The organism is Desulfopila sp. IMCC35008, assembly GCF_010646885.2.
Lineage (GTDB): Bacteria > Desulfobacterota > Desulfobulbia > Desulfobulbales > Desulfocapsaceae > Desulfopila.
The window spans coordinates 3,100,867-3,123,934 of the sequence record NZ_CP050700.1 but is presented as its reverse complement, the minus strand read 5'-3'; the positions used below and the strand labels follow the sequence as shown (position 1 = coordinate 3,123,934).

Sequence of the window (23,068 nt, the reverse complement as noted above, 5' to 3'; positions counted from 1 at the left end):
AAATCAGAGATTGTTAATAAGCTTTGTTATCGGTTCTGCCGGATAGCTTAACGGAACCATATCATTATTTATGTATTGCAGTACGCTCGGACCCTCTAAATGGGCGCTGTAAATAATATGATGATTCTTGATGCCACCGACATTCTTCCAGACTGAACCAAAGGGATCGAGAGGTGTATGGCCTACGATAAAAGGTGTTTTCTTTGGTACCCCGAGTGCTTTCCTAAAATTCTTGATGTCTGACTTATTGTATCCGCTGAGATAGTTGGGACGTTGCAGCCGGTTACGTGTAACTTCCCGGATCAGAGTCGGGTTTTCCGAGATGTGGATGAGTTGGTCGTAGCTGGCCTGGGTTCTGGGGGGGGCTGCATGGCAGCCGTAAAAATAACGAGAGGTTATAATATAGGGCAGGTTTCTGTAAAAACGTTCCATCTCTTCTGTATATTCAGCACCGCGAAGCTCAAAGAGCTGTTCACGCATGAGAACACCCTGGGAGATACCGTTTTTACTGACATCTTCGGAGAAACTGTCGTGATTGCCCCTGAGATAGAAAAAATTTTCAGGATAGGCGAGTTTGAAGGTGAAAATCAGGTCCATCATGAGGATGGATGATTCCATGTCCTCCATTTCATCATTTGTTTCTGAGTGAACGGCATCTCCCAGTATGATGATGGTAACGCTCTTCTTTTCAAGATGGAACAGCAGACAGTTTTCACAAAGTATTTTGAGCAGGTTGTCAACCTGGCCATGAAGGTCGCCGATTACAACAGGGATAGTGTCCTGATTCAGCTCAAGGATGCCACCCGGTTTACCGGAACGCGTCAGGGGACGCATTGGTTCGTGGTCCAACAGGTCGTTGGTATCGCGGATTTGCTGTAAAGCCTCACTCCGTGACCGGTGCTGTATCGAGCCACCATAGATGTTTCTCAGGGTGTAAAAGGAGTGTTGATGGGTGATGTCGACACGCTCCCGGTAATCGACATCGTCAGGACGGATCAGGGCGACGCTCTTTTCACTGTCAAGCGGGGTAAGGGTGAGGTCTCCGCGTTTATTGGTAACAGCTATATGGCGTCTACCTACATTCTTGGGGAAATTGAGGATACTGTCATATTCTTTATTGGACCTGCCAATAATAACAGTTTCCCCCACTTTTAGCCGGGCAAAGCCAATTGGTTGATCGGTAGCACAGCTGTCAGGGTTGGAGATAATCCAGTTTTTATTAACCTTCTTTTTCTTTACCCCTAGCGGGATTTCAGGGTGAAAACAGATTCTGTGACCGTTGAGGTCCATTTCAAACATTCTGCCATCGTGGGCGATAATATTAACCCCTTCGATCTTTTGCAACGTGTCGTCTATGGTTATCCATTTGGAGTCGTGCAGTCCGAACAGCTGTTTCCAGCCGTCGATGCTTTTCAGGCTTGGCCTTGGTAGTTTTGAAGTGATGGACCAGCGGGGAATGGCCGCTACTCCTTTTTCGGCTATTCGCATGGGGCGTCCATCCAATCCCAGTCGAATGTAAACATTCATACCGGCACGGTGCAGAAAAAGGGCGATTTCCTGGTACGCCTGGACCTGGCGGATGACCATTTCCTCGGTGAGATTGGTGTCGACGGGGAAGTACCCGTCATTCATTCGCTTTTCACGGCGCTCAAAAATAATTTTAGGATCGGGCAGAAGAAATTCGAATATATACCGGTTGATCCAGTTGGTCTGAAACAACCGGTCCCCATGGGGGGGGATCTTGATACGGGAGAAGTCAAACTGGAGCGGCGGAGAGGCATCAAGCCACTCACGGTCAAAAACAGTGAGGGATTCAGCTATGCCCACAAACGGAATGCCAAGATGTACTTCCCTTGGCCGGTAGATAAGAGTCGTGTCTTTCCACCATCCCTTCCTGGCCAGATCGATATACCCTTCATTAGGCCAACCACGGATCTGGTTGATATAATATGATTTCCCGGCACCCGGTGGTCCTGTGACCACGAGTTGCAGATACTCGAGACCGATAGGCAGGGCAACGCCCCTTATATCCTGGACGTCCTTGATGGGAACGAGTATTTTTTTAAGAAGATCTTCCATAATAGTTTGAGCATAGATATGAATTGGGAGATTACCTAAATCCTGAGCATGATGTCAAGCAACTATGTCATTGGTTGTTCCGTGAGCTCTGTTACGATGAAGATAAAACTACTATAGGAATAAGCGTGGAAAAACTATTTACCCTTGATGTGGATCGGGAATACCCGCTCTATGGTTTGCACCTGAAAATGGATGAATCCGCCCTTTACGCTATCAAGTTCATAAAAATGGGGGATCCTTTGCCACCACAGGTAATGGATGTCCCTGAGTCGGATATATACAGGGAGGTGTCAGACCAGTTAAAGGATTATTTTGCAGGTCGCCTGCGAACTTTCAGCGTTCCGCTTGAAATGCGGGGCACAGAGTTTCAGAAAAAGATATGGGCACTGATCTCAGAAATTCCATATGGCCAGACCAGAACATACAAAGAGATTGCTGAAGCGGCAGGCAGTATAAATCTAGCGAGGGCTGTTGGGGGAGCGGCAAATCGAAATCCAGTTCCGGTGATAGTACCGTGTCACAGGGTCGTTGGCAGCAGTGGAGCTTTAACAGGTTTTGCCGCAGGTGTAAATGTGAAGCAGTTCCTGCTTGATGTTGAGCAGGGCTATATCAGCTAAGCTTTGAATAAAGTGTGATATTATTGATGAAAGTGAAGGAATAGTCGGTTATACTAATAACAATCCCGTTTACAAAAGAGGAGAGATTGTTATGGAAATTATAGTTGGCTCTATCCCGCCGTTACCCGCTCAACCGCCCAAAACACCTGAAAAAGCGAGCCCTGTAATCCAGGCACGTCTATTGAATGTGCGACCGACCAGGAAGGGAATTGCGGGACCGTCGGGTATGGAACGAAGGAACAAACAAGGTAAGGATCCTCATAAGGGGCGAGTACTGACCATCATGGTCCCGGATTCTGATATGCTTCCTGCGGATGTGGATACACGTGAGTACAATGTTCATGTAAGGTTTGTCAGGAAATAGCAGAGAACCTTGAGCCCAAAAGAAAAAGCCCGTCGGTTCACTTCGACGGGCTTTTTTTTAGTTATGGCATTATTTATATGAAAAAGACAGCTTAGTTGGGATTCATTTGCCATATACCGCATGGGCAGGTGTCTGCACAGAATCCACAGCCTATACATTTTTCATCATCGGAAACATACTCAAACACACTCTCAGAGTCCACGAGGGTTTCCTGTCTGCTGATTGCTCCGGTTGGACAGATTGTCTCACAGAGATGACAATCTCGGCAGGAGGCACAGGAGAGGCAGCGATCGGCCTGTTCCGACTCTGTGGTAATGGTGGAAGCAGCAGATGGTTCATAGTGGGCAATAGTTATCGCCTGTTGTGGAATGAGTGGCTTCTCAAACGGTTTCCACTCTTCACCTTTAACCTTGGCGATAATGAACTCGGCAGCCTCTTTACCTGCCCCCAGGGCATTGGTGGCAAGTCCTGGACGTTCCACATCACCTACGGCAAGAACCTGCTCGTTTGAGGTAAGATGGGCCTTGTCAGTGGTTATCCATGCTGCGCCACCTACGGTCATGGTTTCCACACCTTCGGGGAGGAAGGAAAGAGCGGGTACATCGCCGATGGAGATAAAAACGGTCTGTGCCGGGATCAGGTCACCATCCGTAGTGACCAGCCCCTGATCGGTCACTTCCTTCGTCATAACCGGCCATCTGAAGGTGGAACCGAGTGCTTCGGCGGCCTCCTTTTCTTTACCAAATGCAAGTGGTTTCTGGATATCGACCAGGGTGACTTTTTCAGCTCCCAATCGGTATGCCTCGCAGGCGACGTCGCAGCCGACATTACCCGCACCGATAACGACAACCTCCTTGCCAACTTTCATGGGGGTACTGGTTTTGGTGGTTTTAAGGAAATCGAGGGCCGGAATCACCTTTTCGTGGCCAGGGAACTGTAAACGACGGGGTTCATGGGTTCCCACTGCAATGACCGCATAGTCAAATTCATCAAGGATCTTATCGAATGTATCTTTGGTGATGTCTGCGTTGAGGGTAACATCGATTCCGGGTACAGCAAGGAAACGTTTGATCTCTTCATCCCATATTGCCTGCGGTAGTCGCTCCCAGGGAATCACCTGGGCCAGTTTACCACCCAGAAATGAACCCTGTTCGTAGATGTGTGCGTCAATACCGGCACGTGCCAGCTGCCAGGCAACGTTCATGCCGGCTGGGCCACCACCGATAACCGCAACTTTTTTGTCAAGTGATTCAGCTGGCTTCGGTGGGGCGAAATGGCTGACGGCTTGCCCTAATACCTGCATGTTTATAGTGATGTCAACACCACCACGGGAACAGTTTTCCATGCAGAGATTCGGACAGACTGCTCCGCAGACTGAGGCGGGCAGGGGGGTATAGCCGAGTATCATCTCGTAGGCTTCGTCAATCTTTCCTTCACGAATGAGTCGCAGACGATCAACAGTCGGGATATGTATAGGGCAATAGAAAGTACAGGGGGCAGCTGATTCGCAGTTTGCCCACCACGGTTTTTTTCGTCGCAAATCACCTGTTACGATTACCGGGATAGGACTTCGGTCAAGTCCCGGGGCAAGATCGCGTAAAGGGTCACCCCCTAAGGCTTTGTTCCAGTGTTCGTTTCTGAATTCGGCCATAGGCATGGGACCGGACCACATGAGGGCCCGTTCCTGGGGAGTGACGGCAACAAGTAGCTGCCACTCGTCCCGCACGGTCATGGTGTCAAGCAATTCAGGCCTTTCTATGCGCTCGAGGAAGTCAACCATGTTTTCGGTCAGCCATTGCCACTGTTCGTCGCTCGGGTTGTCTAGCCGCGCATTGTTCCTGGAGTAGGAGTCGTCGATGGGGCCTCGGAAAAAGATAGTGCCACCGACCATACCGACACATGGGCGGTACCCGAGTATATTCTTACTGTTTTTTGGCTCGAATCCACATACAACCGCCGTCCCGCCGCAGTTGAATTCAGCAAAGGAGTCGCCTGTGGAACCCAATATCCACAGTTCAGGTTTTTCATATTCCGGGTTCCATTTAGTCATGGTAAGACCGCGGGCACCAATCGAGCCTCCGATGAATACCTTTCCGGCAGCCATGGCGTTACAGGCGCCGTTGGTGGCATCTCCCTGTACCGTTATTTCGGCGCCGATATTCAGGTAGCCGACATCGTCCGAGGTTGCACCTTTACAGGTGATACGGGTGCCTGGCATGCCCATGCATCCAAGTCGTTGTCCGGAGGGACCGTCAACAGTGATATGAAGACCGTCTTCATGCTGGAGACGTATGCCGATATTATGTTGACCGTAGGATTCCAGAGCGAGGGAGCTGGATGAAGCAGCTGCTTTTCTTACCAGCTTTTCAAACTCCATGGAACTGATTCGTTGGCCGTTTTGGTCAAGGCCTTTTACAACAGTCGTAGTCACTGATTACTCCTTATGTCAAATACTTCGGCGGGTAGTTTGAAAACCCGCCTCAATGATGCATAGTCTCTTGTTAGCAAATGTACTTAATCTGCAGTCTTCTGGCAGCGGCTTCATCGTTAATACCGAGGGCATCAGACATACCGATAGGAAGACTCTGGGACCGGCCAAGCGGTGCCATGATCTTTTTAACTTCGGTGTTGATCGACATAAAGACCTCTCCAACACGTTCGGCTACCAGATCGGGATCGAGCCTTCTATACAGTTTTGCATTCTGACTGGTAATACCCTTGGGGCAGATACCAACGTTACAGACGTTGCAGCGGTTTTTCTCGTTGCCTAGACAACCGGCAGCGGCCTGCATGATGTATTTACCGATGTGGACGCCGGAAGCTCCCAGCATGACAAGTGCCATACCGTTCTGGGCGACATTTCCGTTCTTGCCGATACCGCCTGCGGCGAAAAGCGGGATCTCGTTTTGTTTCCCCTGTGCGGCCAGGTCGAGATAACACTCACGGACACAGGAGGCGATAGGATGCCCGGTGGCATCCATGGATACATTGTACGCGGCACCGGTACCACCATCAATACCGTCGATCATTAAGCCTGCTGCATAGGGGTTTCTGACCAGGTTGTTCAAAACCGATTTCGCAGAGGTTGAAGCGGAAATTTTTGGGTAAACAGGAACCTTGTGATCAAAGGCCATAGACAGGGTCTGGATCATCTTCATGACACTCTCTTCAATGGAGTACAGTGTCTGGTGAACCGGCGGAGAGGGCAGGTCGACGGACTCGGGAACTCCGCGGAGTCTCGCGATCAGCTTGGACACCTTGTACCACATGAGCAATCCACCGTCTCCCGGTTTCGCTCCCTGGCCGTACTTGATTTCTATAGCCGCAGGCATGCATTGCATCTCAGGGATGGCTCTGATGATCTCATCCCAGCCAAAGTAACCGGAGGCAATCTGCAGGATAATATATTTCAGGTACGGACTTTTCAGGACCCAGGGAGGACAACCACCCTCACCGGTACACATAACTACCGGGATGCCAAGCACTTCGTTACAGTATGCCACACCCTGAAGCAGGCCGAGCCACATGTTGGGCGACAAAGCGCCAAACGACATGGAGCCGATGACAAACGGGAAAATCTCACGGGTTGGTGGAATCCAGCCGCCGTTCATCGTTTTGTTGAGGAAATCCTCCGGTGAGAGAACTCTGCCAAGGGTGGTGGTTACATTGAATTCATGCCGCCCGGCATCAAGGGCCGGATCCGTCAGCATGGAGATCCGGTCAAACATGATCCTGTCGAGCAGTGTTGCACCTTCCACATTTCTGCGGCCACCACGTTTGTTCGGTTCACCTTTACGGTTTTCAAAGAAGACAGATCTGTGCTCGTTACTGTTCGGGACTGGTATGATCGCCTCATTGGGGCAAACCATGGAGCACATGGAGCAGCCGATACAGGCGTTCTCCGGGTTTGTTTTCTGACGGATTCCGACGAATGTCCGGTAGTCGTTACCCCGTTTTTTACTCAGGATATCGAGTTTAGGCATCCGTTGCCGTCTGTATGTCAGCTGGATGGCCTCTTTCGGGCAGACAGCGGTACATTGCCCGCAGAGGGTACATCGATCTTCACGATGCTCGATGATCCATTGTAAATCCGGGTATGTTAAGCTGCTTGGGGTAACTGTAACTGATCGTGCTGAGACCATATGGATAATTCCTTTCTATCGGGTGGTATAATTACGGTATGTTCACGCATGGGCTGGAAGTCATTAGCGGGATCACGGTCAGGGACCATGGCATCAACGCCGCAGAGTTCCGAGGCGATAGCCCAGGCCCCCTCTCGTCCTCCAACGGTGGCTGGCCGGAGTTTTTTCTGGTCCATCACCAGCATGCAGGTTTCATCTGGCAGGGTACCGATCACTGCGTTGGGTCCGTCGATGATAAGTCTCTTGCAGGCGTTGCGCAGACCTTTCAAGAAATCTCCCTGGGGATGGACATCCAGTTCCTTGGAGCTGAGCGGTGTAATAATATGCTTATAGGCCTCAAGCGGGAGTTTAAGTTCTTTCAAGGTGTAATGCAGTATATGGGCAAATACCTCAGAATCCGAATGGTACCCTATATATCCTGGTTTGCCGGTGCCCAGCAACCAGTCACGGATCGGGACAAAGGCTGTATTTTCACCGTTTGTCATGGTGGCAATACCCTGGATAAAAAACGGGTGGCAGGCATAGAGATTGATACCATAATTGGTGTTCTGCCGACCCTGCGCCATACAGACCCGGGATTTGATCTGGTTATCCCAGAGACTAAGGGCGTTGCCTATCTGTAAAGGCCAGCCGACTTCTTTAATCATGGCAACATCAGGGTAAAATGAAAAAATAGTCAGGTCGTTGCCATTGGTTTCACCAATCTGCCTGAGTGCAAGCCGTGTCTGCAGCAGTTCTTCCTCGCGTTCCTCGATGGCGGACTTTTCTCTAAATCCTTCCGGCATCCTGTAGGCTCTCAGGAAATAGCGATACCTGTCCCTGGACCTGGTTTCCATCATCTCTGGTTTAAGGGAAAAACGGTGGTCGTATTTCAGTTCGTAACCACGCTCATCCATATACTCGTCGAGACGATTTTCTGCTTTTTTGGAGTGGGCGATACCTGAGAGTATAGGAAACCGCGGGTTGTATTTGAAATCTTCGAATTCCATTCCTCTGAGCAAGAGGCCGAGGCCGGAGCCGTCGTATCCTTCCTGCATGGCTTCCATTGCCTGGAGAACCTCGTATGGAGAGAACGGTTCATTCGCTGTTTTCAGGGCTAAACGACACATGCATTTCTCCTGATGTATTAATAGAAGTATGCCGGGGTAAGGCATGATTAAAGCGTCTATTGGATGCAAGCCGGGGGAATTCCAACCGGATGAACTAAGACAGATAAAAACGGGTAATGCGGTAATACCGAGGATGCATTTATAAAGAAGAATTCCCATAAAGTCAAGAAAAATGGGGGAAAGTGTGGACTGCAGGAGATTGTGCTTAATAATGTTCGGTCAAAATCAACTATTACCACTGTTTAATGTGTTGGTGGTTGGTTTTGTCGGTATGAGACCTGCATGTTGGCAAAAAAAAGCTTAAACCGCATAATATCGGTTTAAGCTTTTATCGTGTTGCGGCGGTATTCTTTCGGGAGACGGATTATTTCAGGATTCGACCGATATTTTTTACCTGGTCGACCTTCTGTTTAACCTCGGCAGCCTCTTTTATACCGGGGAGCTCATCAATGATGGATTTGGTATCATTTTCAACTTCGCCAACTCCTTTTTTAAACGAAGTTATGGCTTTACCAAGACCGTGGCCAATCTCTGGTAGTTTCTTACCGCCGAAGACAAGTACGGCTATGGCCAAAATTACTATGAGTTCTGGGGTTCCGAGACCAAACATGTGCTATTCTCCCAAACCTTCAGACAAGTGAAGAGACGGCACCTTCTCAGGCGGTCTTGTCACTATCACTTTCCTTGGTTTCATCTTCAATTTTTTTCTTTTCTTCAGATTTGGTCGCCTCTTTGAAGTTTTTGATGCCTTTGCCTATACCCGACCCTATCTCGGGAAGTTTTCCCGCTCCGAAAATAATGACTATAATAACCAGAATTACAATAAGTTCCGGCATTCCGAGTCCGAACATAAATATACCTCAGTTAATAAAAAACATACGTCTTTCACCGGTCTTGGCCGGGTTCCCATTACTAAGCCAGAACTGGAATGTAGAGTAGTATCGTTAGAAAGTCAAGCTCGTTGCATCCAGTTGAATGTCTGCCTCAAGGGCAAATTTTGCCGGCTAGACTGCGCATCTCTGCGAGCAGCTTTTCCTCATCAATAGTCTGCAGCTTCCTGTTTTTCATGACAACGCGACCGTTTATGACGCTGTGAACAACATCACTGCCACGCGCTGCATACACCAGGTGTGAAACAACGTTGTAACAGGGAGTCAGGTGTGGCTGGTCCATGTCGAGCACAATACAGTCGCATTTTTTGCCCACCTCAATAGATCCTGTCGTATCTGAAGCGCTCAGTGCATTTGCTCCGCCGATTGTAGCGCAGCCAAGAGTGGTTTCAGCATTCATTACGGTTGGGTCAAGGTTGATACCTTTGTGAACCTTGGCCACTGTTGAGATCTCCCCAAACATATCAACATCATTGTTGGAGGCAGAACCATCTGTGCCAATTGAAACATTTATCCCGGATTGCATCAGTTCTACAACAGGGGCAGAACCGGAAGCCAGTTTCATGTTCGATTCAAGGCAGTGGCTGACGTTGACGTTTTGTTCTGCCAGTAGCTCAATATCATGTGGGTCTAAGACTACACAATGGGCAGCGATCACCCTTTTGCTCAGTACACCCAGGTTTTCAAGATGCTGGACAGGCGTCCTGTGGTACCGTTCACGACAGGTATCAACTTCCGGAACGTTTTCAGAGAGGTGGATGTGCAGGTTGAGATCCAGGTCTTCAGCAATTTGCGCTGTTTTACACAGCAGGTCGGGAGCACAGGTATACACACTGTGTGGATCGACAGTGATAGAAATGAGCGGATTGTTGCGGTACTGCGTGAACATCTCATGTACATAGTTAAAGCCGTTTTCCAGCTCACCATACGACGGTGAAGGAAAATCATAAAGTACTTCACCGATCCAGGCCCTGATTCCTGCACTGTCCGCGGCCGCAGCCACCTCTTTAGCAAAGAGGTACATATCGTTAAAGGAGGTAGTACCAGACTTGATCATCTCGGCAATGGAGAGCAGGGTTGCCTTATAGACAATATCCGGGGTCAGCTTGGTCTCTGCCGGAAAGATGTGCTCCTGCAACCATGTCATCAGTGGCAGATCGTCAGCAATACCTCTGAAGCATGACATAGCCGCATGGGTGTGGGTGTTGACCAGTCCCGGCATAATCAACCCGAACGGGGTGTGCAGCCGCTCTGCCTTGGGATACCTTTTGTGTAACTCCTCATAGGGCGCTATCTCTGTAATGGTATCGCCCGTGACGGCGATGCCGTGATCAGAAAGTAGGCTGGACTGACTGGAGGTGGGTAAGAGGTATTTCCCACTGATAAGAAGGGTTGGATAAGACATTTTTCACTCTCTGAAATATTCACTGCTCAGGCGGCTTGCTATATCAGTAAGAAGTTGTTTGAGCCGGGGAGCGACCGCAGCAGCTGTGGCAATAATCTCATCAAGCAGTATGGGCTGGAAGTTATCAGGGTCGTTGACGTTGGAGACAACGGATAAACCGAGTACTTCCATGCCGGCATGCCGGGCGACGATGGCTTCGGGTACTGAAGACATGCCGACACCATCAGCGCCGCATTCTCGCAGCCAGCGAGTTTCGGCAGGTGTTTCCAGACTTGGCCCGGGAATGCAGACGTAGGTGCCTGAGAGGACGTTTTTGATGGAACAGCGGCCTGAGCTGTCTAATGCCATTTTTATAAGGCCAGGATGATAGGGCACGGAGAGATCCGGGAAACGAGGGCCCCATTCATCAATATTGATACCGCGTAAAGGATTTTCGCCGAGAAAGTTAAGGTGATCACGGATGACCATGATCGACCCCGGCTGAATTAGTGGGTTGAGCCCGCCAGCGGCATTGGTGAGAATTAATAATTGCGTGCCGAGAAGAGAGAGTACCCGTATCGGGAAAGTAACTTCTTTGGTGGAATATCCTTCATAAAAGTGGAACCTGCCCTGCAGTACTGCTACAGGCTCTCCGGCGAGGCGGCCTATAATGAGGTTACCTTTGTGACTTTGAACAGTGGAGCAGGGAAAGTTGGGAATGTCATGATAGGGGATGATACGATCGATATCGACGCTATCTGCAAAATCGCCAAGACCAGTACCAAGTTGGATTATGGTACGGGGTGAGATTGGCAATCGCGATCGTAGCCAGTCTACACTTTCTTCAACCTGTTGCCGGTAACCATCAAAATCCGTATCAGCCATGTCGCGCGTGAGTTTTCAGGTAATCCTGAATCAGGTTGGCATCACATTCCATCAGTTCACACCGTGAATCCTGCTCAAGAATACCCTCGAGCGCTTTGGGGACATCAGGCTGACGCCCTATTGCAGCATCAACGGCATCACCGAATTTCGCCGGATGGGCTGTCGCCAGACAGATCATCGGCACGCCCTGACGCTGGAATTTCCTGGCCGCGTGAACACCCACAGCGGTGTGCGGATCGAGGATGTAATTATGTTCCTTGTAAAAGTGGAGGATGGTCTCGCGGACCTCATCCTCTGTCACCCCCTTGGCATAGAAATCCCTGCAAATGTGATCTTTACAGGAGGTGAGATCAATTCTACCAGTGGCCTGAAACTCTTCCATGAGATCCCTTGTTCTTTCCGGTTCTCCATCCTGAAGAAAATAGAGATAGCGCTCAAAGTTGGAGGCAGCCTGGATATCCATGGAGGGACTGGTCGTCTGTTTGACATCTGCTGTGGAGTAGACACCATCGTTGACGAAGCGACTCAGGATATCATTTTCGTTGGTGGCCAGTACCAGCTTTCGGATAGTTCCTTCGGGAAGCATCTTTTTGGCGATATAACCGGCGAAAATGTCGCCGAAATTGCCAGTCGGTACCGAGAAATCGACGGCGGACTGGTTCTCGTGCTTTTTGATATGCAGGCAGCTGTAAACATAATAGACCACTTGAGCCAGCACCCGGGCCCAGTTGATGGAGTTGATGGCCCCGAGGTTGTATTCAGACTTGAAATCGACGTTTCCGAATATCCTCTTTACGATTGCCTGTCCATCGTCGAAAGAACCCTTGATGGCTATATTGAACACATTGTCGTCGAGAACGGTGGTCATCTGTTTTTCCTGGACCGGGCTCACCCTCTGATAAGGATGAAGGATGAAAATATTAATCCTCTCCTTGCCACGGACTCCGTATATCGCAGCGCTGCCGGTATCACCGGAGGTTGCGCCCAGAATGTTCAGCACCGAATCGTTTTTCTCCAGCAGATACTCGAACAGATTGCCGAGAAACTGCAAAGCAACATCCTTGAACGCCAGAGTCGGCCCATGAAAGAGCTCAAGTATATGCAGGTCACCGCAATGAGCCAGAGGGGTGATGTCAGCATGGTTGAAAGTGGCGTAGGATTTGTCGATGAGCTGCTGCAGGTCGTTGTTCGGAATGTCATCGATAAAACGTGACATGATCTCAAAAGCGAGCTCTGTGTATTCCATCTCTTCCCAGGTCGCAAGGGTTTCTGCACCGATGCGGGGGATGGTTCTGGGTATAAGGAGACCGCCATCTTCTGCAAGACCCATGAGAACAGCACGGGTGAAAGGGATGTGGTCGACCTGACCACGGGTACTCAAGTATTGCATAGCAAGATCGTTGGATGTTATGAGACGAGGTTATTGGGAAGAGGGTTGTCAGTTTTCTTCAGGATCAATCCGTGCGGCGTCGTGCCAGAGACCCTCAAGGTCATAAAAGCCGCGCTGTTCGTGATAAAAGATATGGACGACAACATCCTCGAAATCCAGTAGCACCCACATGCCTTCCTGAATTCCTTCCGCTCTGGAGGCCTTGACCCTCTTTGATCGCATTTCGCCTTCGATGGCCTCTGCGAGTCCCTGTACGTGACGGGTTGACCTGCCACTCATTACAACAAAAAAATCGGTAAAAGACGCGAGTCCTGTTACATCGAGGATCACAACATCTTCACCCTTCATGTCCAGCGCTGTCTGGGCGCAGACTTTTGCAATTTCAAGCCCGGTTTTGTCCCGGTGTTCCTGTTTGAGTTGTTTCATGGTTGTTACTAGTGCCTTTTTCTTGGCTGACTGTCAATTTGTTTATGCGTTAAAAATGAAATTGTTTTCGTTTTCAACAGTGAAAAAAAATAAGGTAACTCTTTGAATATCTGAATGTTAGTTTTTCTTTCGGGGTTTCCGCGGCGGGAAATCAAAGGTAATTTTCCCGTTTTTTCCAAGTAGCAGGTAGGCATCAAACGGCCTCTTCTTTTTGGAAATAAATCCCTTTATCAATTCCGTTTTACCATCTGTGAGGAGTTGGCCAATATGGGTCGGCAGAATTTCCTTGCTCAGTATTATTTTGCTGATTTTCAACCCCATTTTGCTGTCACCGTCAAGAGCAGATCCTGACATATATCCGGCAGGGGTCTCGTAGACAGGTGTATTGTCGAGCGGTGAAAGCCCAAGTGGCTGAGATTGTTTAATGGCCTCAATATCAAGATCATCTGTTGAATCAGGAAAGATAAACTCGATCTTGCTTTTGGCAAGTCGTACCGAGGCGGTGAACGGTTTGCCGCGCTTTGAACGGAAATCACTGTATGGGCCAAGCGTGTCACCCTGTATGAGGCGAACGATTTCTTCTTCCGTCATGACCCTGCCGCCGAGAATCTTGCGAATGGATATTGTGCCATCTTCGGAAACATAGGCTGTAGGGGTGCTGAAAAACTTCTGATCACCGACGGGACTGAAAGAGGCCTCCACCTGAAACTCAGAAGTCTTGAAATTCTTGACCTTATCGGTGATGGATTGAGTCAGGTCACGAATTTCCTGCATAAAGGTTTCGCGGGTGAGTTCGCCCTTGAGAATACGGTTGAGTTTATATTCCCACTCACCTGTCATTTCCGGGCTTGCGAGGACATCTATTTTCATGGCCTCAATCAGAGAGAGGAGTTCAAAGGCTTTACCGGTGGGAGCAAGTTCCTTTCCTTCACGAACCACATATTTTTCATTAATGAGTTTTTCGATGATGGCAGCCCTGGTCGCTGGAGTCCCGAGACCGCGCTCTTTCATGGCGTCGGCCAGCTCGTCGTCATCGATCAGTTTATCCGAGTTTTCCATGGCGGAAAGCAGGGTTGCTTCTGAAAATCTTGGTGGAGGTGTTGTGAGGTGTTCTTCACTCTTGACCTTCTGGCAATCGATGGAGCTCCCTTCCCTGATTGGCTGAAGCAGGTTGTCTTTCTTGCTGTCGAGAGTGACGCCGTAGATGGCACGCCAGCCTGGCTCAAGCAGGATCTTTCCTTCAGTGAGGAATGTCTCCTGTTCTACCACGGAGAGTCTTTTGGTGTTTTGGTACACTGCTGCCGGGAAAAAGACGGCGATAAATCGTTGGACAACCATCTGATAGATCTTCTGTTCCGGCTCGGACAAACCTTTTGGCAACAGGGTTGTCGGGATGATAGCATGATGGTCGGAAATCTTACTGTTATTAAAAACCTTCCTATCCTTCTTCACATAGCCTTTATCAAGTGCCATGGCAGCAAAAGTACCGTATTGCCAGTTCTGCTGGCTGGAGAGGGTCTTTTTAACTGTCTGTACATAATCTTCCGGCAGATGCCTGGAGTCGGTTCGTGGGTAGGTCAGAACCTTATGTTTTTCATACAACGCCTGGGCGAGCCCAAGGGTGTTCTTGGCCGAGAATCCAAATCGTGAGTTTGCCTCTCGTTGCAGCGTTGTCAGGTCGAAGAGCTGCGGAGAGCGCTGGGTTGTCTGTTTGCTTGTTTCCTGGATTTTGGCAGGTTTACCGGTACATTTGGCAACAATCTCAGCAGCTTTTTCCGGCTCCCATATCCGGTCAGCCCGGGAATCCGGCTTGGCCGGATCTTTCTTGAATAAAGGGTTGATCCATTTGCCAGTGTAGGCCTGACTACTGTCACCAAATGATCCCTCGAGTGTTGTATATGGTACAGGGATAAATGCATTTCTTACTTGTTCCCTTTTAACAATAAGTGATAGAGTCGGCGTCTGTACCCTGCCGCATGGGGTAAGGAAGAACCCTCCTTTACGCGAATTGTAGCCGGTGAGCGCACGTGTGGCATTGATACCGATAAGCCAGTCGGATTCAGATCGACACAGGGCTGTATCCTCGAGGGGGACCATCTCCTGATCTTCCCGAAGGCTGTCAAAACCCTTTTTGATAGAGTCGCTGGTCATTGATTGCAACCATAGCCTCTTGAAAGATTTGCGGGCCACGGAGCTGTTCCAGACATACTTGACAATATATTTGAAGATAAGTTCACCTTCGCGTCCGGCATCACAACCGTTGATTATTTCTGTAACATCTTTTCTGCGAATAAGTTTTTGCAGGGCATTGAGTTGGCCTTTCGTACCGTCGAGTCCCTTTAATGGGAATGATTCGGGTAGAATTGGCAGGAGTTCGATATTCCACTTCTGGTATGCGGGGTCAATTTCCTCGGGATAGCAGATGGAAACTAAATGGCCGATGGCGAAGGAGACAATGTATTTGTCACTTTCGTAGTGTGTCTTGTGTTTTTTGAATTTACCGGGCAGGACTTTGACCAGATCCAGGGCAACGCTCGGTTTCTCAGCAATTATTAACGTTTTTTCAGTCATTATATATTGAGGTGCGCCGGATAACGGAGGCGGCTATGGTATCTGTCCGTAGAGGACAAATACAGCTGGCCGTTCAGTGGCAAATCCTATGTAGTTGTTGATTATGTATGGAATTTCCACCCGTTATGGGTGAAAGAAAAAATCCGCTGTGGTGATTAGTGCCGGAAAATAGAAAGATGTTGTATATATGTGTGTACCGTTTGTCAAATGTATTTTCAAATTCTTTTCCATGGGTTTTTCGGAAACATGTATCAGGCTGATTACGTGTTATTCCCTAAAAACAAAAGGTTGTGTCGGCTGGATGGCAGAATTTATAAGCGGGGAATTATTTTTTTTAGTACAGCAATGAGTCAGACCCGGTTGCCAGATCAATTCCCTTGTTTATTCGGGCTTCCTGCTTGACATGGCGTGATAAGTGTGATTTAATTGTTTGTCCGAAAGACTGAAATGCGCTCTCTTCCCACGTATAGAAGCGAGTGTGGCGGATAGAAGTTGAAGTAAGGTCGTAACGGATTTCCGGCATACCGCCTGCTGATCGTGCAGGACGGCTTTGGAAAGTGGGCTCTGCCCGCTTTTTTTTATGCCTGAAACCCTGTGACCCGAATCAAGTAATAAAACCGCCGCCAAGGTGTGGCAACAAGTTATGAGCGAATTTGTAATAGAAGAAATATCAAAATATGCAGCTTCCCTGTTGCCGACTATGGGGCTTGAACTTGTCGAGGTACAGTTCAGGCGTGAAGGACATGGCTGGGTCTTGCGTATTTTTATTGATAGTGAACAGGGTATCACCGTTGATCATTGTGCTGATGTCAGCAGGGAAATCAGCGCGTACCTGGACGTTGAGGATTTGATCGATCACCAGTATAATCTGGAGGTTTCATCTCCAGGGCTGGAGCGACCATTGAAGTCTGTTGCAGATTTCGAACGCTTTAGCGGCCAAAAGGCACGAGTGAAGTTACGGGAGCCCCTCGACGGACAAAAGATGCAGGTTGGAATCATCAGACAGGTGATTGATAACGATATAGAACTGGAACTTGAAGATGGAAAAAGAGTCCGGTTTTCCTTCGACAGTATAAATAAGGCCAGGTTGTCACTCTGAAATATCCGGCAACCCGAGAAGCCTGGCGGCGGGTGCCGAAAATACAACGGACTTGCAGTTCAATGATGGAGTAAAAAATGGTATCGGAGCTAAAGCGTATAATCGACCAGATCTGTAGGGATCGGGGCTTTGATAAAGAGTTGCTGGTTGAGGCCATCGAAGAGGCGGTACAGTCGGCGGCACGGAAGAAACTTGGTAGCAGGCGTGATATAGAAGTTCGATATAACGACGAGTTTGGAGAAGTTGAGGTATTCCAGTTTCGCAGTGTCGTGGAAGTGACTGAAGATGAGCAGACCGAGATTGCCCTTGATGAGGCGCTGGCGCTTGATCCTGATGTCCAGCTTGGAGACGAGTTGGGTGAGAAAATGGAAAATATCACTGAACTTGGCAGGATAGCAGCACAGTCCGCCAAGCAGGTTATCATCCACAAGATGAAAGATGCCGAGAGGGAAGTTATCTACGAGATGTTTAAGGATCGCATGGGCGAAGTTGTAAGTGGTATCGTTCAGCGATTCGAGCGTGGTAACATGATCGTTAACCTTGGCAGGACAGATGCGATTTTACCTAAAGACCAGCAGATACCCAAACGTTCTTTCAAGCAGGGGGATCGTATTCGAGCCTACCTGGTAGAGGTACGACAGACTGCTCGTGACTCACAGCTCGTTCTCTCCAGGACCTGTGACGATTTTCTTGCTAAATTGTTTCATATGGAGGTTCCTGAAATAGCAGAAGGTATAGTCAGGGTGATGGGTGTTAGCCGTGAGCCCGGTTTCAGGGCAAAGATTGCGGTAAGTTCATCTGAGAGTGATGTAGATCCGGTTGGTGCCTGTGTAGGTATGAAAGGGTCCAGAGTGCAAAATGTTGTTCAGGAACTGCAAGGTGAGCGTATCGATATTGTCACCTGGTCCCCGGATCCTGCAAAATATGTTTATAATGCCCTGGCACCTGCCCATGTGTCAATGGTCCGGGTCGATGAGGATAATCAGTCCATGCTGGTTGTCGTGCCCAACGATCAACTCTCCCTGGCCATCGGACGACAGGGGCAGAATGTACGGCTTGCTTCAAGGTTGCTTGGTTGGCGGATTGATGTCAAGAGCGAACAACGCTGGGCTAATCTGCAGGATCCTGGCTATCAGTCTCTTCTCGATCTCGGCGGTATTGACGAATCGTTGGCCGATCAACTACTTGGCAAAAACATTTATTCTGTTATGGAACTTGCTGAAGCGACGGTTGAAGACCTGCTTGCCATCCGCTCCCTCAATGAGGCTACTGCTGCCGAACATATCGCCAACGCCAAGGCTGCAGTTGAGGCTGGCGTAGTCGTTAACAGAAAAACTCCTGTGGAAGATGAAGAGGCAGGGGGGGGAGAAGAAGCAGAAACCGCTCAGGAAGAAGCTGTTACTGAGGAGACTGCGGCAGAAGCCGAAAAAGTTGAAGAGGTGGTTGAAGCCGATTCAGCTGATGGCGACACTGAGGATAATGTTCCCCCAGAAGATGTCAAAGGAAACGTCTGAAGCTCAAGAGATAACGATTGTGCCGCAGCGAACCTGTGTCTCCTGTGGGAGAAAGACAGAAAAAACAGAACTTAAACGGTTTGTATGGGGTGAGAATTCTCCCCTTGAAGATATTCCTGGAACTGCCTCCGGCAGGGGGGCTTATTGTTGCAGGAATGAAAAATGTGTGCACAGTATGAAGGTGCAGCAGAAAAAATGGAAAAGATTATTCCGTCTTTAGGAAATAATTTTTATAATAAGCTCATAAAGTCGGGCTTATCTGTAGATAGTGCGAAGTGTTTGCATGCAGATTGCTTGAGAGTGGAAATACGGGAGTAAAGAATGAGCAGGGTGAGGATTTACGAATTGGCCAAAGAGGCCGGAATGAGCAGTAAGGCGCTGGCCGACAAGCTGATTGATCAGGGGTATGATATCAAGGGTCACAGTTCGACGGTGGATGATGAAACTGCTGAGAATATCCGTAAGACAGTACTGAAGGAATCCAATACCGAGATGGTGGAAAAAAGGATCAGTGCCTCCGAGGGGCCGACTGTTATTCGTCGTCGTTCTACTGTAATACGACGCAGACCTCAAGCAAAGCCAGAAGCTGAGGTACCTGAAGAGGAATACGCAGATGAGCCAGCACCTGCCGATACTGAATCAGTAGTTGCCGAAACTGTTGAAGACCTGGCTGCTGGTCAAGTTATGGAAACCGAAGCCCCTGTGACGCCTGCCGAACACGTTACTGAAGAAGAGGTATCTGCCGAATCCGCCACTCCCTCGGATAGTGCAGAAAGTCCCTCTCAAGATACTGAGGTTCGTGAGGATGAATCCGTCAGTGAGGATGTGCCTGTCGGTGAGGATAAAGTTGAAACAGCGGTGATTGATGAGGTGCCCGAGGTGGAGCAAGTCGAAACTCCCCAGCCTGTTGAAACGGTAATAAAAGAAGCCAATGAGGCTACACCGAAAAAGGATGATACCGTTGTCGTTGCATCTCAAAAAGAGAAGCCGGAAGAGAAAAAAGTAAAGCCGAAGACCATTACTCCTCCTCCACGTAAAGGTATGGCCCGTGTTGTCGGCACAATTGAATTGCCGAAATCAAATACTGAGTCAACTCCATCGCGACCACGAAAGAAGCACAACAAACCGTCTCCTGCCAGAAAGGTAGGACGACCAGCCCCCGGCGGGGTAGGGGGGGCTGCTGCTGCTCCGGCTGCGCCGACAAGTGAAGACGCCAGCAGGGGTAAGAAACGTGGTAAGCGTGGTAAATCGGCAGATGAGGCCGATCGCTCCCGACGTCCAGCCGGCAAAGGCAAGAAAGGAAAGAATGTCAAATTTACCCATTTTGGCGACGACTATCAGCGGGGCCATGGCGGCAAACGAGGCAAAAGGGGTAAACAGAAGGTTGAGCGGAATATTGCGCAGGTAGCGGAGATGAAAGCCTCCAAACGGCGCATAACCGTTTACGACACTATTAGTGTTGCCGATCTGGCAGCCAGGATGAGTGTGAAGGCGAGTGAGGTTATCGCCAAACTCATGGGGCTTGGTGTGATGGCTACCATCAACCAGACTGTCGACGTGGATACCGCTATGATCATCGCTGCAGATTTCGGTTATGAAGTCGAGCAGGGTATCACTGAAGAGATCGGAATCCAGATGCTTGATGAATCCCAGGAAGGTGGCGAGATGGTGCAACGTCCGCCGGTTGTTACCGTTATGGGTCATGTCGATCACGGTAAAACATCCATCCTTGATGCCATCCGGAAAACAGATGTGGCCGAAGGTGAGGCTGGCGGAATTACCCAGCATATCGGTGCTTATCATGTACGGTCGAGTGCAGGTGACGTAACTTTCGTCGATACACCTGGTCATGCTGCTTTTACTGAGATGAGATCACGTGGAGCTCAAGTAACTGATCTTGTAATTCTCGTTGTTGCAGCAGATGACGGTGTAATGGAGCAGACACGTGAGGCTATTCGCCATGCCCAGGCTGCTGATGTGCCCATCATTGTTGCGGTAAACAAGATCGATAAGGATAACAGTGACCCTGACAGGGTGAAACGAGAACTTGCCGACTTTGAACTCATCCCTGAGGATTGGGGTGGTCAGACTATGTTCTGTGAGACATCCGCCAAAAATAATATCGGGATCGATGAGTTAATGGAGTCGATTCAATTGATGGCGGAAGTGCTTGAGTTGAAAGCAGACAAAAAGAGACAGGCCAAGGGCCGCGTTATTGAGGCCAAACTCGATAAAGGGCGTGGTGCTGTAGCCACCGTGCTTATACAGGAAGGAACACTTAAAGTTGGTGAACACTTTGTCGTTGGTCGACATGCCGGTAAAGTCCGGGCCATGCTCGATGAGAGAGGACGGAGTGTGAAGTCTGCAGGACCATCTATACCCGTCGAGGTACAGGGCTTATCGGGTGTACCACAAGCCGGTGACGAATTTATCGTGGTTACCGACGAGAGAATGGCCAAAAACGTCAGTCAGGTTCGTGCCACAAAGGCACGCGAGGTTGAGCTTGGCGCCAACTCCAAGATTTCCCTGGATAAGCTTTTTGAGAAGATGAGTGAAGGGGATGTGCAGGAACTCCGGGTTGTCATCCGCTCAGACGTCCAGGGTACACTTGAGGCCTTTGCCAAGGCGGCCGAGGAGTTGTCGACCAAGGATATCAAGGTACGGGTGCTTCATGAAGGTACAGGTACCATAACCGAATCCGATATTTTGCTCGCCTCTGCATCTGAAGCGATTATTATCGGCTTTAATGTACGTCCGTCGGTGAAAGTAAAAGAACTTGCCAGCAAGGAAAATGTCGATGTTCGCAGTTATGACGTTATTTATCATGCCCTTGATGATATTCGCAAAGCGATGGTCGGTATGCTGGAACCAACTTTTGAGGAGGATGTTATCGGCACAGCTGAGGTCAGGGAAACCTTCGGGGTGCCCAAGGTCGGAACCATTGCGGGTTGTGGTGTACTTGATGGCAAGATCCAGCGTAATGCCGGGGTTCGTGTCCTGCGTGAAGGTGTGGTTGTATATACAGGCAAGATCAGCTCTCTGCGTCGATTCAAGGACGATGTTAAAGAAGTCGCATCCGGGTATGAATGTGGTATCGGGGTCGAGAACTTTAACGATATCAAGGTGGGAGATCACCTCGAAGCTTTTGTCATGCTTGAAGTAGAAGCAACCCTGGAGTAACAGCAGAAAGTGAGTATTTGGGATCCGAAACAGACAATCGATGCCATAGGGCTCGGTAAACAGGGGCCGAAGCGGTCAGATCGAGTTGCAGAAGCCATACGCAACGAACTGTCTATATTGATGCTCAGGAAGGTGCGAGACCCCAAACTGGTAAACACCAGTTTTACCAGGGTCGAAGTGACTGATGACCTGAAAATTGCGAGGGTGTTTTTTACCACTCTGGATGGTAAGAAGAAGGTTAAATCCGTTGAGAGGGCATTGCAGAAAGCAAAGGGCTTCATGCGTAGTCATATTGCTTCAACTTTAAATCTTCGTCACACTCCGGCCTTGCAGTTCAGATACGATGAAACGGTTGACAAGGTGGCAGAGATTGAATCGATTTTCCGGGAAATAGAGAATGAGCGAAAAGCAGGCTCTGAAGATACCTGAGGCAGTTCTCGACGGGGTCAGGCATCCATCCAATGTGGTGTTGCTCACCCATGTATATCCTGACGGAGATGCCATCGGTTCTATGCTGGGTCTCGCCTGGATACTTGAGAAACTTGGCAAGAGGGTCTTTTGTTTCATGGAAGAACCGGTATCGCCTCATTATACCTTTCTACCCGGGAGTGAAAAAATCCAATCCAGCTTTGATGCTCTGTGCCGGTTCGTTCAGAAAAGTGATGATGATATCGTTACCATAGCCATGGATGCAGGTGATTCGAGCAGGCTCGGCAGGTATGAAGATGAGCTGCTGGGGCACTCACATGTGGTCGTAATCGACCATCACCGATCGCATAAAAATTATGGTGATGTGAGGTGGGTCGATCCCTGTATGTCATCCAGCGGCGAAATGGTGTATGAACTCGCTTCCGTACTTGAATGTGAGGTCCCTTTTGAGGCAAGTGTTAACCTCTATGCCGCTATTTGTACAGATACCGGATCTTTCAGGTATGAATGTACAAGCGGACGTACTCTCCTAATTGCTGCTGATCTAGTTGAAAGAGGTGTTCGGCCAGAGATGATGGCACGACACCTTTATGATAATATAACCCTGCCCAGGCTAAATCTTCTCCAACGCGTACTGGGAACCCTCGAGATGTATGGTGAAGGCCAGCTTGCTGTTATCCATGTAACAGCTGATATGCTTGAGGAGACCGGTGCTACAAGTGATGACGTCGAAGGTCTTGTCGACTATCCCAGATCACTTGATAGTGTTAAAACAGCTGTCTTTATTAAGTCGATACGACAGGATACGGTGTCTGTTAGTTTACGAGCCAAAGGCGATTGTGATGTTGCCGTGGTTGCCGAGCATTTTGGTGGCGGCGGTCATCGAAATGCCGCGGGTTTTCGTTTTCGGGACAAGACACTGGACGAAGTCAAAGCTGAAGTCGTCAAAGAACTATTTTTCCAGCTCGGGCTGGTTCACTGATTGGCCG

Annotated in this window: 20 protein-coding genes; 8 read left to right on the top strand and 12 right to left on the bottom strand. The window is 49.2% G+C overall.

Features of this window, described 5'->3' with window-relative positions:
- Positions 1 to 3: 3 nt before the first annotated feature.
- Positions 4 to 2,079 carry a metallophosphoesterase gene (locus tag GA520_RS13700; protein ID WP_163338350.1) on the bottom strand — a complete coding sequence of 692 codons (2,076 nt, stop codon included), beginning with the start codon at positions 2,077 to 2,079 and terminating at the stop codon, positions 4 to 6.
- 125 nt (positions 2,080 to 2,204) lie between these two features.
- Here GA520_RS13700 and GA520_RS13695 point away from each other — a divergent pair, with 125 nt between their 5' ends.
- Together GA520_RS13695 and GA520_RS13690 are read left to right on the top strand one after the other, a co-directional pair.
- The gene (locus GA520_RS13695) at positions 2,205 to 2,696 is read left to right on the top strand and encodes a methylated-DNA--[protein]-cysteine S-methyltransferase (protein WP_163338351.1); all 492 of its coding nucleotides are present in this window, start codon (positions 2,205 to 2,207) and stop codon (positions 2,694 to 2,696) included.
- Between the two features lie 91 nt (positions 2,697 to 2,787).
- On the top strand, positions 2,788 to 3,060 hold the full coding sequence (locus GA520_RS13690; RefSeq protein ID WP_163338352.1) for a hypothetical protein: 273 nt from the start codon (positions 2,788 to 2,790) through the stop codon (positions 3,058 to 3,060).
- A 91-nt stretch (positions 3,061 to 3,151) separates the two neighbouring features.
- Here GA520_RS13690 and GA520_RS13685 read toward each other — a convergent pair whose 3' ends face one another.
- The 11 genes from GA520_RS13685 to GA520_RS13635 form a co-directional block, all read right to left on the bottom strand.
- Entirely contained in the window at positions 3,152 to 5,491 is a 2,340-nt protein-coding gene (locus GA520_RS13685; protein WP_205749281.1) for an FAD-dependent oxidoreductase, read from the bottom strand.
- A 70-nt stretch (positions 5,492 to 5,561) separates the two neighbouring features.
- Complete coding sequence (locus GA520_RS13680) at positions 5,562 to 7,202, bottom strand: glutamate synthase-related protein (protein ID WP_163338353.1); 1,641 nt, start codon at positions 7,200 to 7,202, stop codon at positions 5,562 to 5,564.
- Positions 7,160 to 8,311, bottom strand: coding sequence for a glutamine amidotransferase family protein (locus tag GA520_RS13675; protein WP_163338354.1), 1,152 nt, complete (start codon positions 8,309 to 8,311; stop codon positions 7,160 to 7,162). Before GA520_RS13675 ends, GA520_RS13680 begins: the two co-directional genes overlap by 43 nt.
- A 364-nt stretch (positions 8,312 to 8,675) precedes the next feature.
- Positions 8,676 to 8,921: a twin-arginine translocase TatA/TatE family subunit gene (gene tatA, locus GA520_RS13670; RefSeq protein WP_163338355.1), complete on the bottom strand. Its 246-nt coding sequence runs from the start codon at positions 8,919 to 8,921 to the stop codon at positions 8,676 to 8,678.
- Positions 8,922 to 8,967: 46 nt separating this feature from the next.
- Positions 8,968 to 9,162, bottom strand: coding sequence for a twin-arginine translocase TatA/TatE family subunit (gene tatA / locus GA520_RS13665; RefSeq protein ID WP_163338356.1), 195 nt, complete (start codon positions 9,160 to 9,162; stop codon positions 8,968 to 8,970).
- A 133-nt stretch (positions 9,163 to 9,295) separates the two neighbouring features.
- A complete protein-coding gene (locus GA520_RS13660) occupies positions 9,296 to 10,606 on the bottom strand; it encodes an amidohydrolase family protein (RefSeq protein WP_163338357.1) in 1,311 nt (436 codons plus the stop codon).
- Between the two features lie 3 nt (positions 10,607 to 10,609).
- The gene (locus GA520_RS13655; protein ID WP_163338358.1) at positions 10,610 to 11,470 is read right to left on the bottom strand and encodes a purine-nucleoside phosphorylase; all 861 of its coding nucleotides are present in this window, start codon (positions 11,468 to 11,470) and stop codon (positions 10,610 to 10,612) included.
- Positions 11,463 to 12,860 (bottom strand): threonine synthase, encoded by a 1,398-nt coding sequence (thrC, locus tag GA520_RS13650; protein WP_163338359.1) that lies wholly within the window; start codon positions 12,858 to 12,860, stop codon positions 11,463 to 11,465. Before thrC ends, GA520_RS13655 begins: the two co-directional genes overlap by 8 nt.
- A 48-nt stretch (positions 12,861 to 12,908) precedes the next feature.
- On the bottom strand, positions 12,909 to 13,286 hold the full coding sequence (gene rsfS, locus GA520_RS13645) for a ribosome silencing factor (RefSeq protein ID WP_163338360.1): 378 nt from the start codon (positions 13,284 to 13,286) through the stop codon (positions 12,909 to 12,911).
- 117 nt (positions 13,287 to 13,403) lie between these two features.
- Complete coding sequence (locus GA520_RS13640; RefSeq protein ID WP_163338361.1) at positions 13,404 to 15,857, bottom strand: DNA topoisomerase III; 2,454 nt, start codon at positions 15,855 to 15,857, stop codon at positions 13,404 to 13,406.
- A 334-nt stretch (positions 15,858 to 16,191) separates the two neighbouring features.
- The gene (locus GA520_RS13635) at positions 16,192 to 16,380 is read right to left on the bottom strand and encodes a hypothetical protein (RefSeq protein ID WP_163338362.1); all 189 of its coding nucleotides are present in this window, start codon (positions 16,378 to 16,380) and stop codon (positions 16,192 to 16,194) included.
- 120 nt (positions 16,381 to 16,500) lie between these two features.
- On the opposite strand from GA520_RS13635, the gene rimP reads away from it, so the two are divergent.
- The 6 genes from rimP to GA520_RS13610 all read left to right on the top strand — a co-directional run bounded on the left by rimP (position 16,501) and on the right by GA520_RS13610 (position 23,061).
- Positions 16,501 to 16,956 (top strand): ribosome maturation factor RimP, encoded by a 456-nt coding sequence (rimP, locus tag GA520_RS13630; RefSeq protein ID WP_163338363.1) that lies wholly within the window; start codon positions 16,501 to 16,503, stop codon positions 16,954 to 16,956.
- A gap of 77 nt (positions 16,957 to 17,033) precedes the next feature.
- Positions 17,034 to 18,470 (top strand): transcription termination factor NusA, encoded by a 1,437-nt coding sequence (nusA, locus tag GA520_RS13625; protein WP_163338364.1) that lies wholly within the window; start codon positions 17,034 to 17,036, stop codon positions 18,468 to 18,470.
- Positions 18,418 to 18,690 (top strand): YlxR family protein, encoded by a 273-nt coding sequence (locus GA520_RS27195; protein WP_370362781.1) that lies wholly within the window; start codon positions 18,418 to 18,420, stop codon positions 18,688 to 18,690. Before nusA ends, GA520_RS27195 begins: the two co-directional genes overlap by 53 nt.
- Before the next feature lie 101 nt (positions 18,691 to 18,791).
- A complete protein-coding gene (gene infB, locus GA520_RS13620) occupies positions 18,792 to 21,650 on the top strand; it encodes a translation initiation factor IF-2 (RefSeq protein WP_163338366.1) in 2,859 nt (952 codons plus the stop codon).
- Between the two features lie 9 nt (positions 21,651 to 21,659).
- Complete coding sequence (gene rbfA, locus GA520_RS13615) at positions 21,660 to 22,079, top strand: 30S ribosome-binding factor RbfA (protein WP_163338367.1); 420 nt, start codon at positions 21,660 to 21,662, stop codon at positions 22,077 to 22,079.
- Positions 22,048 to 23,061, top strand: a complete 1,014-nt coding sequence (locus tag GA520_RS13610; RefSeq protein ID WP_163338368.1) for a bifunctional oligoribonuclease/PAP phosphatase NrnA — start codon at positions 22,048 to 22,050, stop codon at positions 23,059 to 23,061. The genes rbfA and GA520_RS13610 overlap by 32 nt, the downstream gene beginning before the upstream one ends.
- Positions 23,062 to 23,068: the final 7 nt, after the last annotated feature.

Excerpts from the sequence above, each read along its gene's own strand:
- GA520_RS13700 (WP_163338350.1), bottom strand. The coding sequence starts at position 2,079 with ATGGAAGATCTTCTTAAAAAAATACTCGTTCCCATCAAGGACGTCCAG.
- GA520_RS13690 (WP_163338352.1), top strand. The coding sequence starts at position 2,788 with ATGGAAATTATAGTTGGCTCTATCCCGCCGTTACCCGCTCAACCGCCC.
- GA520_RS13680 (WP_163338353.1), bottom strand. The coding sequence starts at position 7,202 with ATGGTCTCAGCACGATCAGTTACAGTTACCCCAAGCAGCTTAACATAC.
- GA520_RS13675 (WP_163338354.1), bottom strand. The coding sequence starts at position 8,311 with ATGTGTCGTTTAGCCCTGAAAACAGCGAATGAACCGTTCTCTCCATAC.
- tatA (WP_163338355.1), bottom strand. The coding sequence starts at position 8,921 with ATGTTTGGTCTCGGAACCCCAGAACTCATAGTAATTTTGGCCATAGCC.
- tatA (WP_163338356.1), bottom strand. The coding sequence starts at position 9,162 with ATGTTCGGACTCGGAATGCCGGAACTTATTGTAATTCTGGTTATTATA.
- GA520_RS13660 (WP_163338357.1), bottom strand. The coding sequence starts at position 10,606 with ATGTCTTATCCAACCCTTCTTATCAGTGGGAAATACCTCTTACCCACC.
- GA520_RS13655 (WP_163338358.1), bottom strand. The coding sequence starts at position 11,470 with ATGGCTGATACGGATTTTGATGGTTACCGGCAACAGGTTGAAGAAAGT.
- thrC (WP_163338359.1), bottom strand. The coding sequence starts at position 12,860 with ATGCAATACTTGAGTACCCGTGGTCAGGTCGACCACATCCCTTTCACC.
- rsfS (WP_163338360.1), bottom strand. The coding sequence starts at position 13,286 with ATGAAACAACTCAAACAGGAACACCGGGACAAAACCGGGCTTGAAATT.
- GA520_RS13640 (WP_163338361.1), bottom strand. The coding sequence starts at position 15,857 with ATGACTGAAAAAACGTTAATAATTGCTGAGAAACCGAGCGTTGCCCTG.
- GA520_RS13635 (WP_163338362.1), bottom strand. The coding sequence starts at position 16,380 with ATGCCGGAAATCCGTTACGACCTTACTTCAACTTCTATCCGCCACACT.
- rimP (WP_163338363.1), top strand. The coding sequence starts at position 16,501 with ATGAGCGAATTTGTAATAGAAGAAATATCAAAATATGCAGCTTCCCTG.
- nusA (WP_163338364.1), top strand. The coding sequence starts at position 17,034 with ATGGTATCGGAGCTAAAGCGTATAATCGACCAGATCTGTAGGGATCGG.
- GA520_RS27195 (WP_370362781.1), top strand. The coding sequence starts at position 18,418 with ATGGCGACACTGAGGATAATGTTCCCCCAGAAGATGTCAAAGGAAACG.
- infB (WP_163338366.1), top strand. The coding sequence starts at position 18,792 with ATGAGCAGGGTGAGGATTTACGAATTGGCCAAAGAGGCCGGAATGAGC.
- GA520_RS13610 (WP_163338368.1), top strand. The coding sequence starts at position 22,048 with ATGAGCGAAAAGCAGGCTCTGAAGATACCTGAGGCAGTTCTCGACGGG.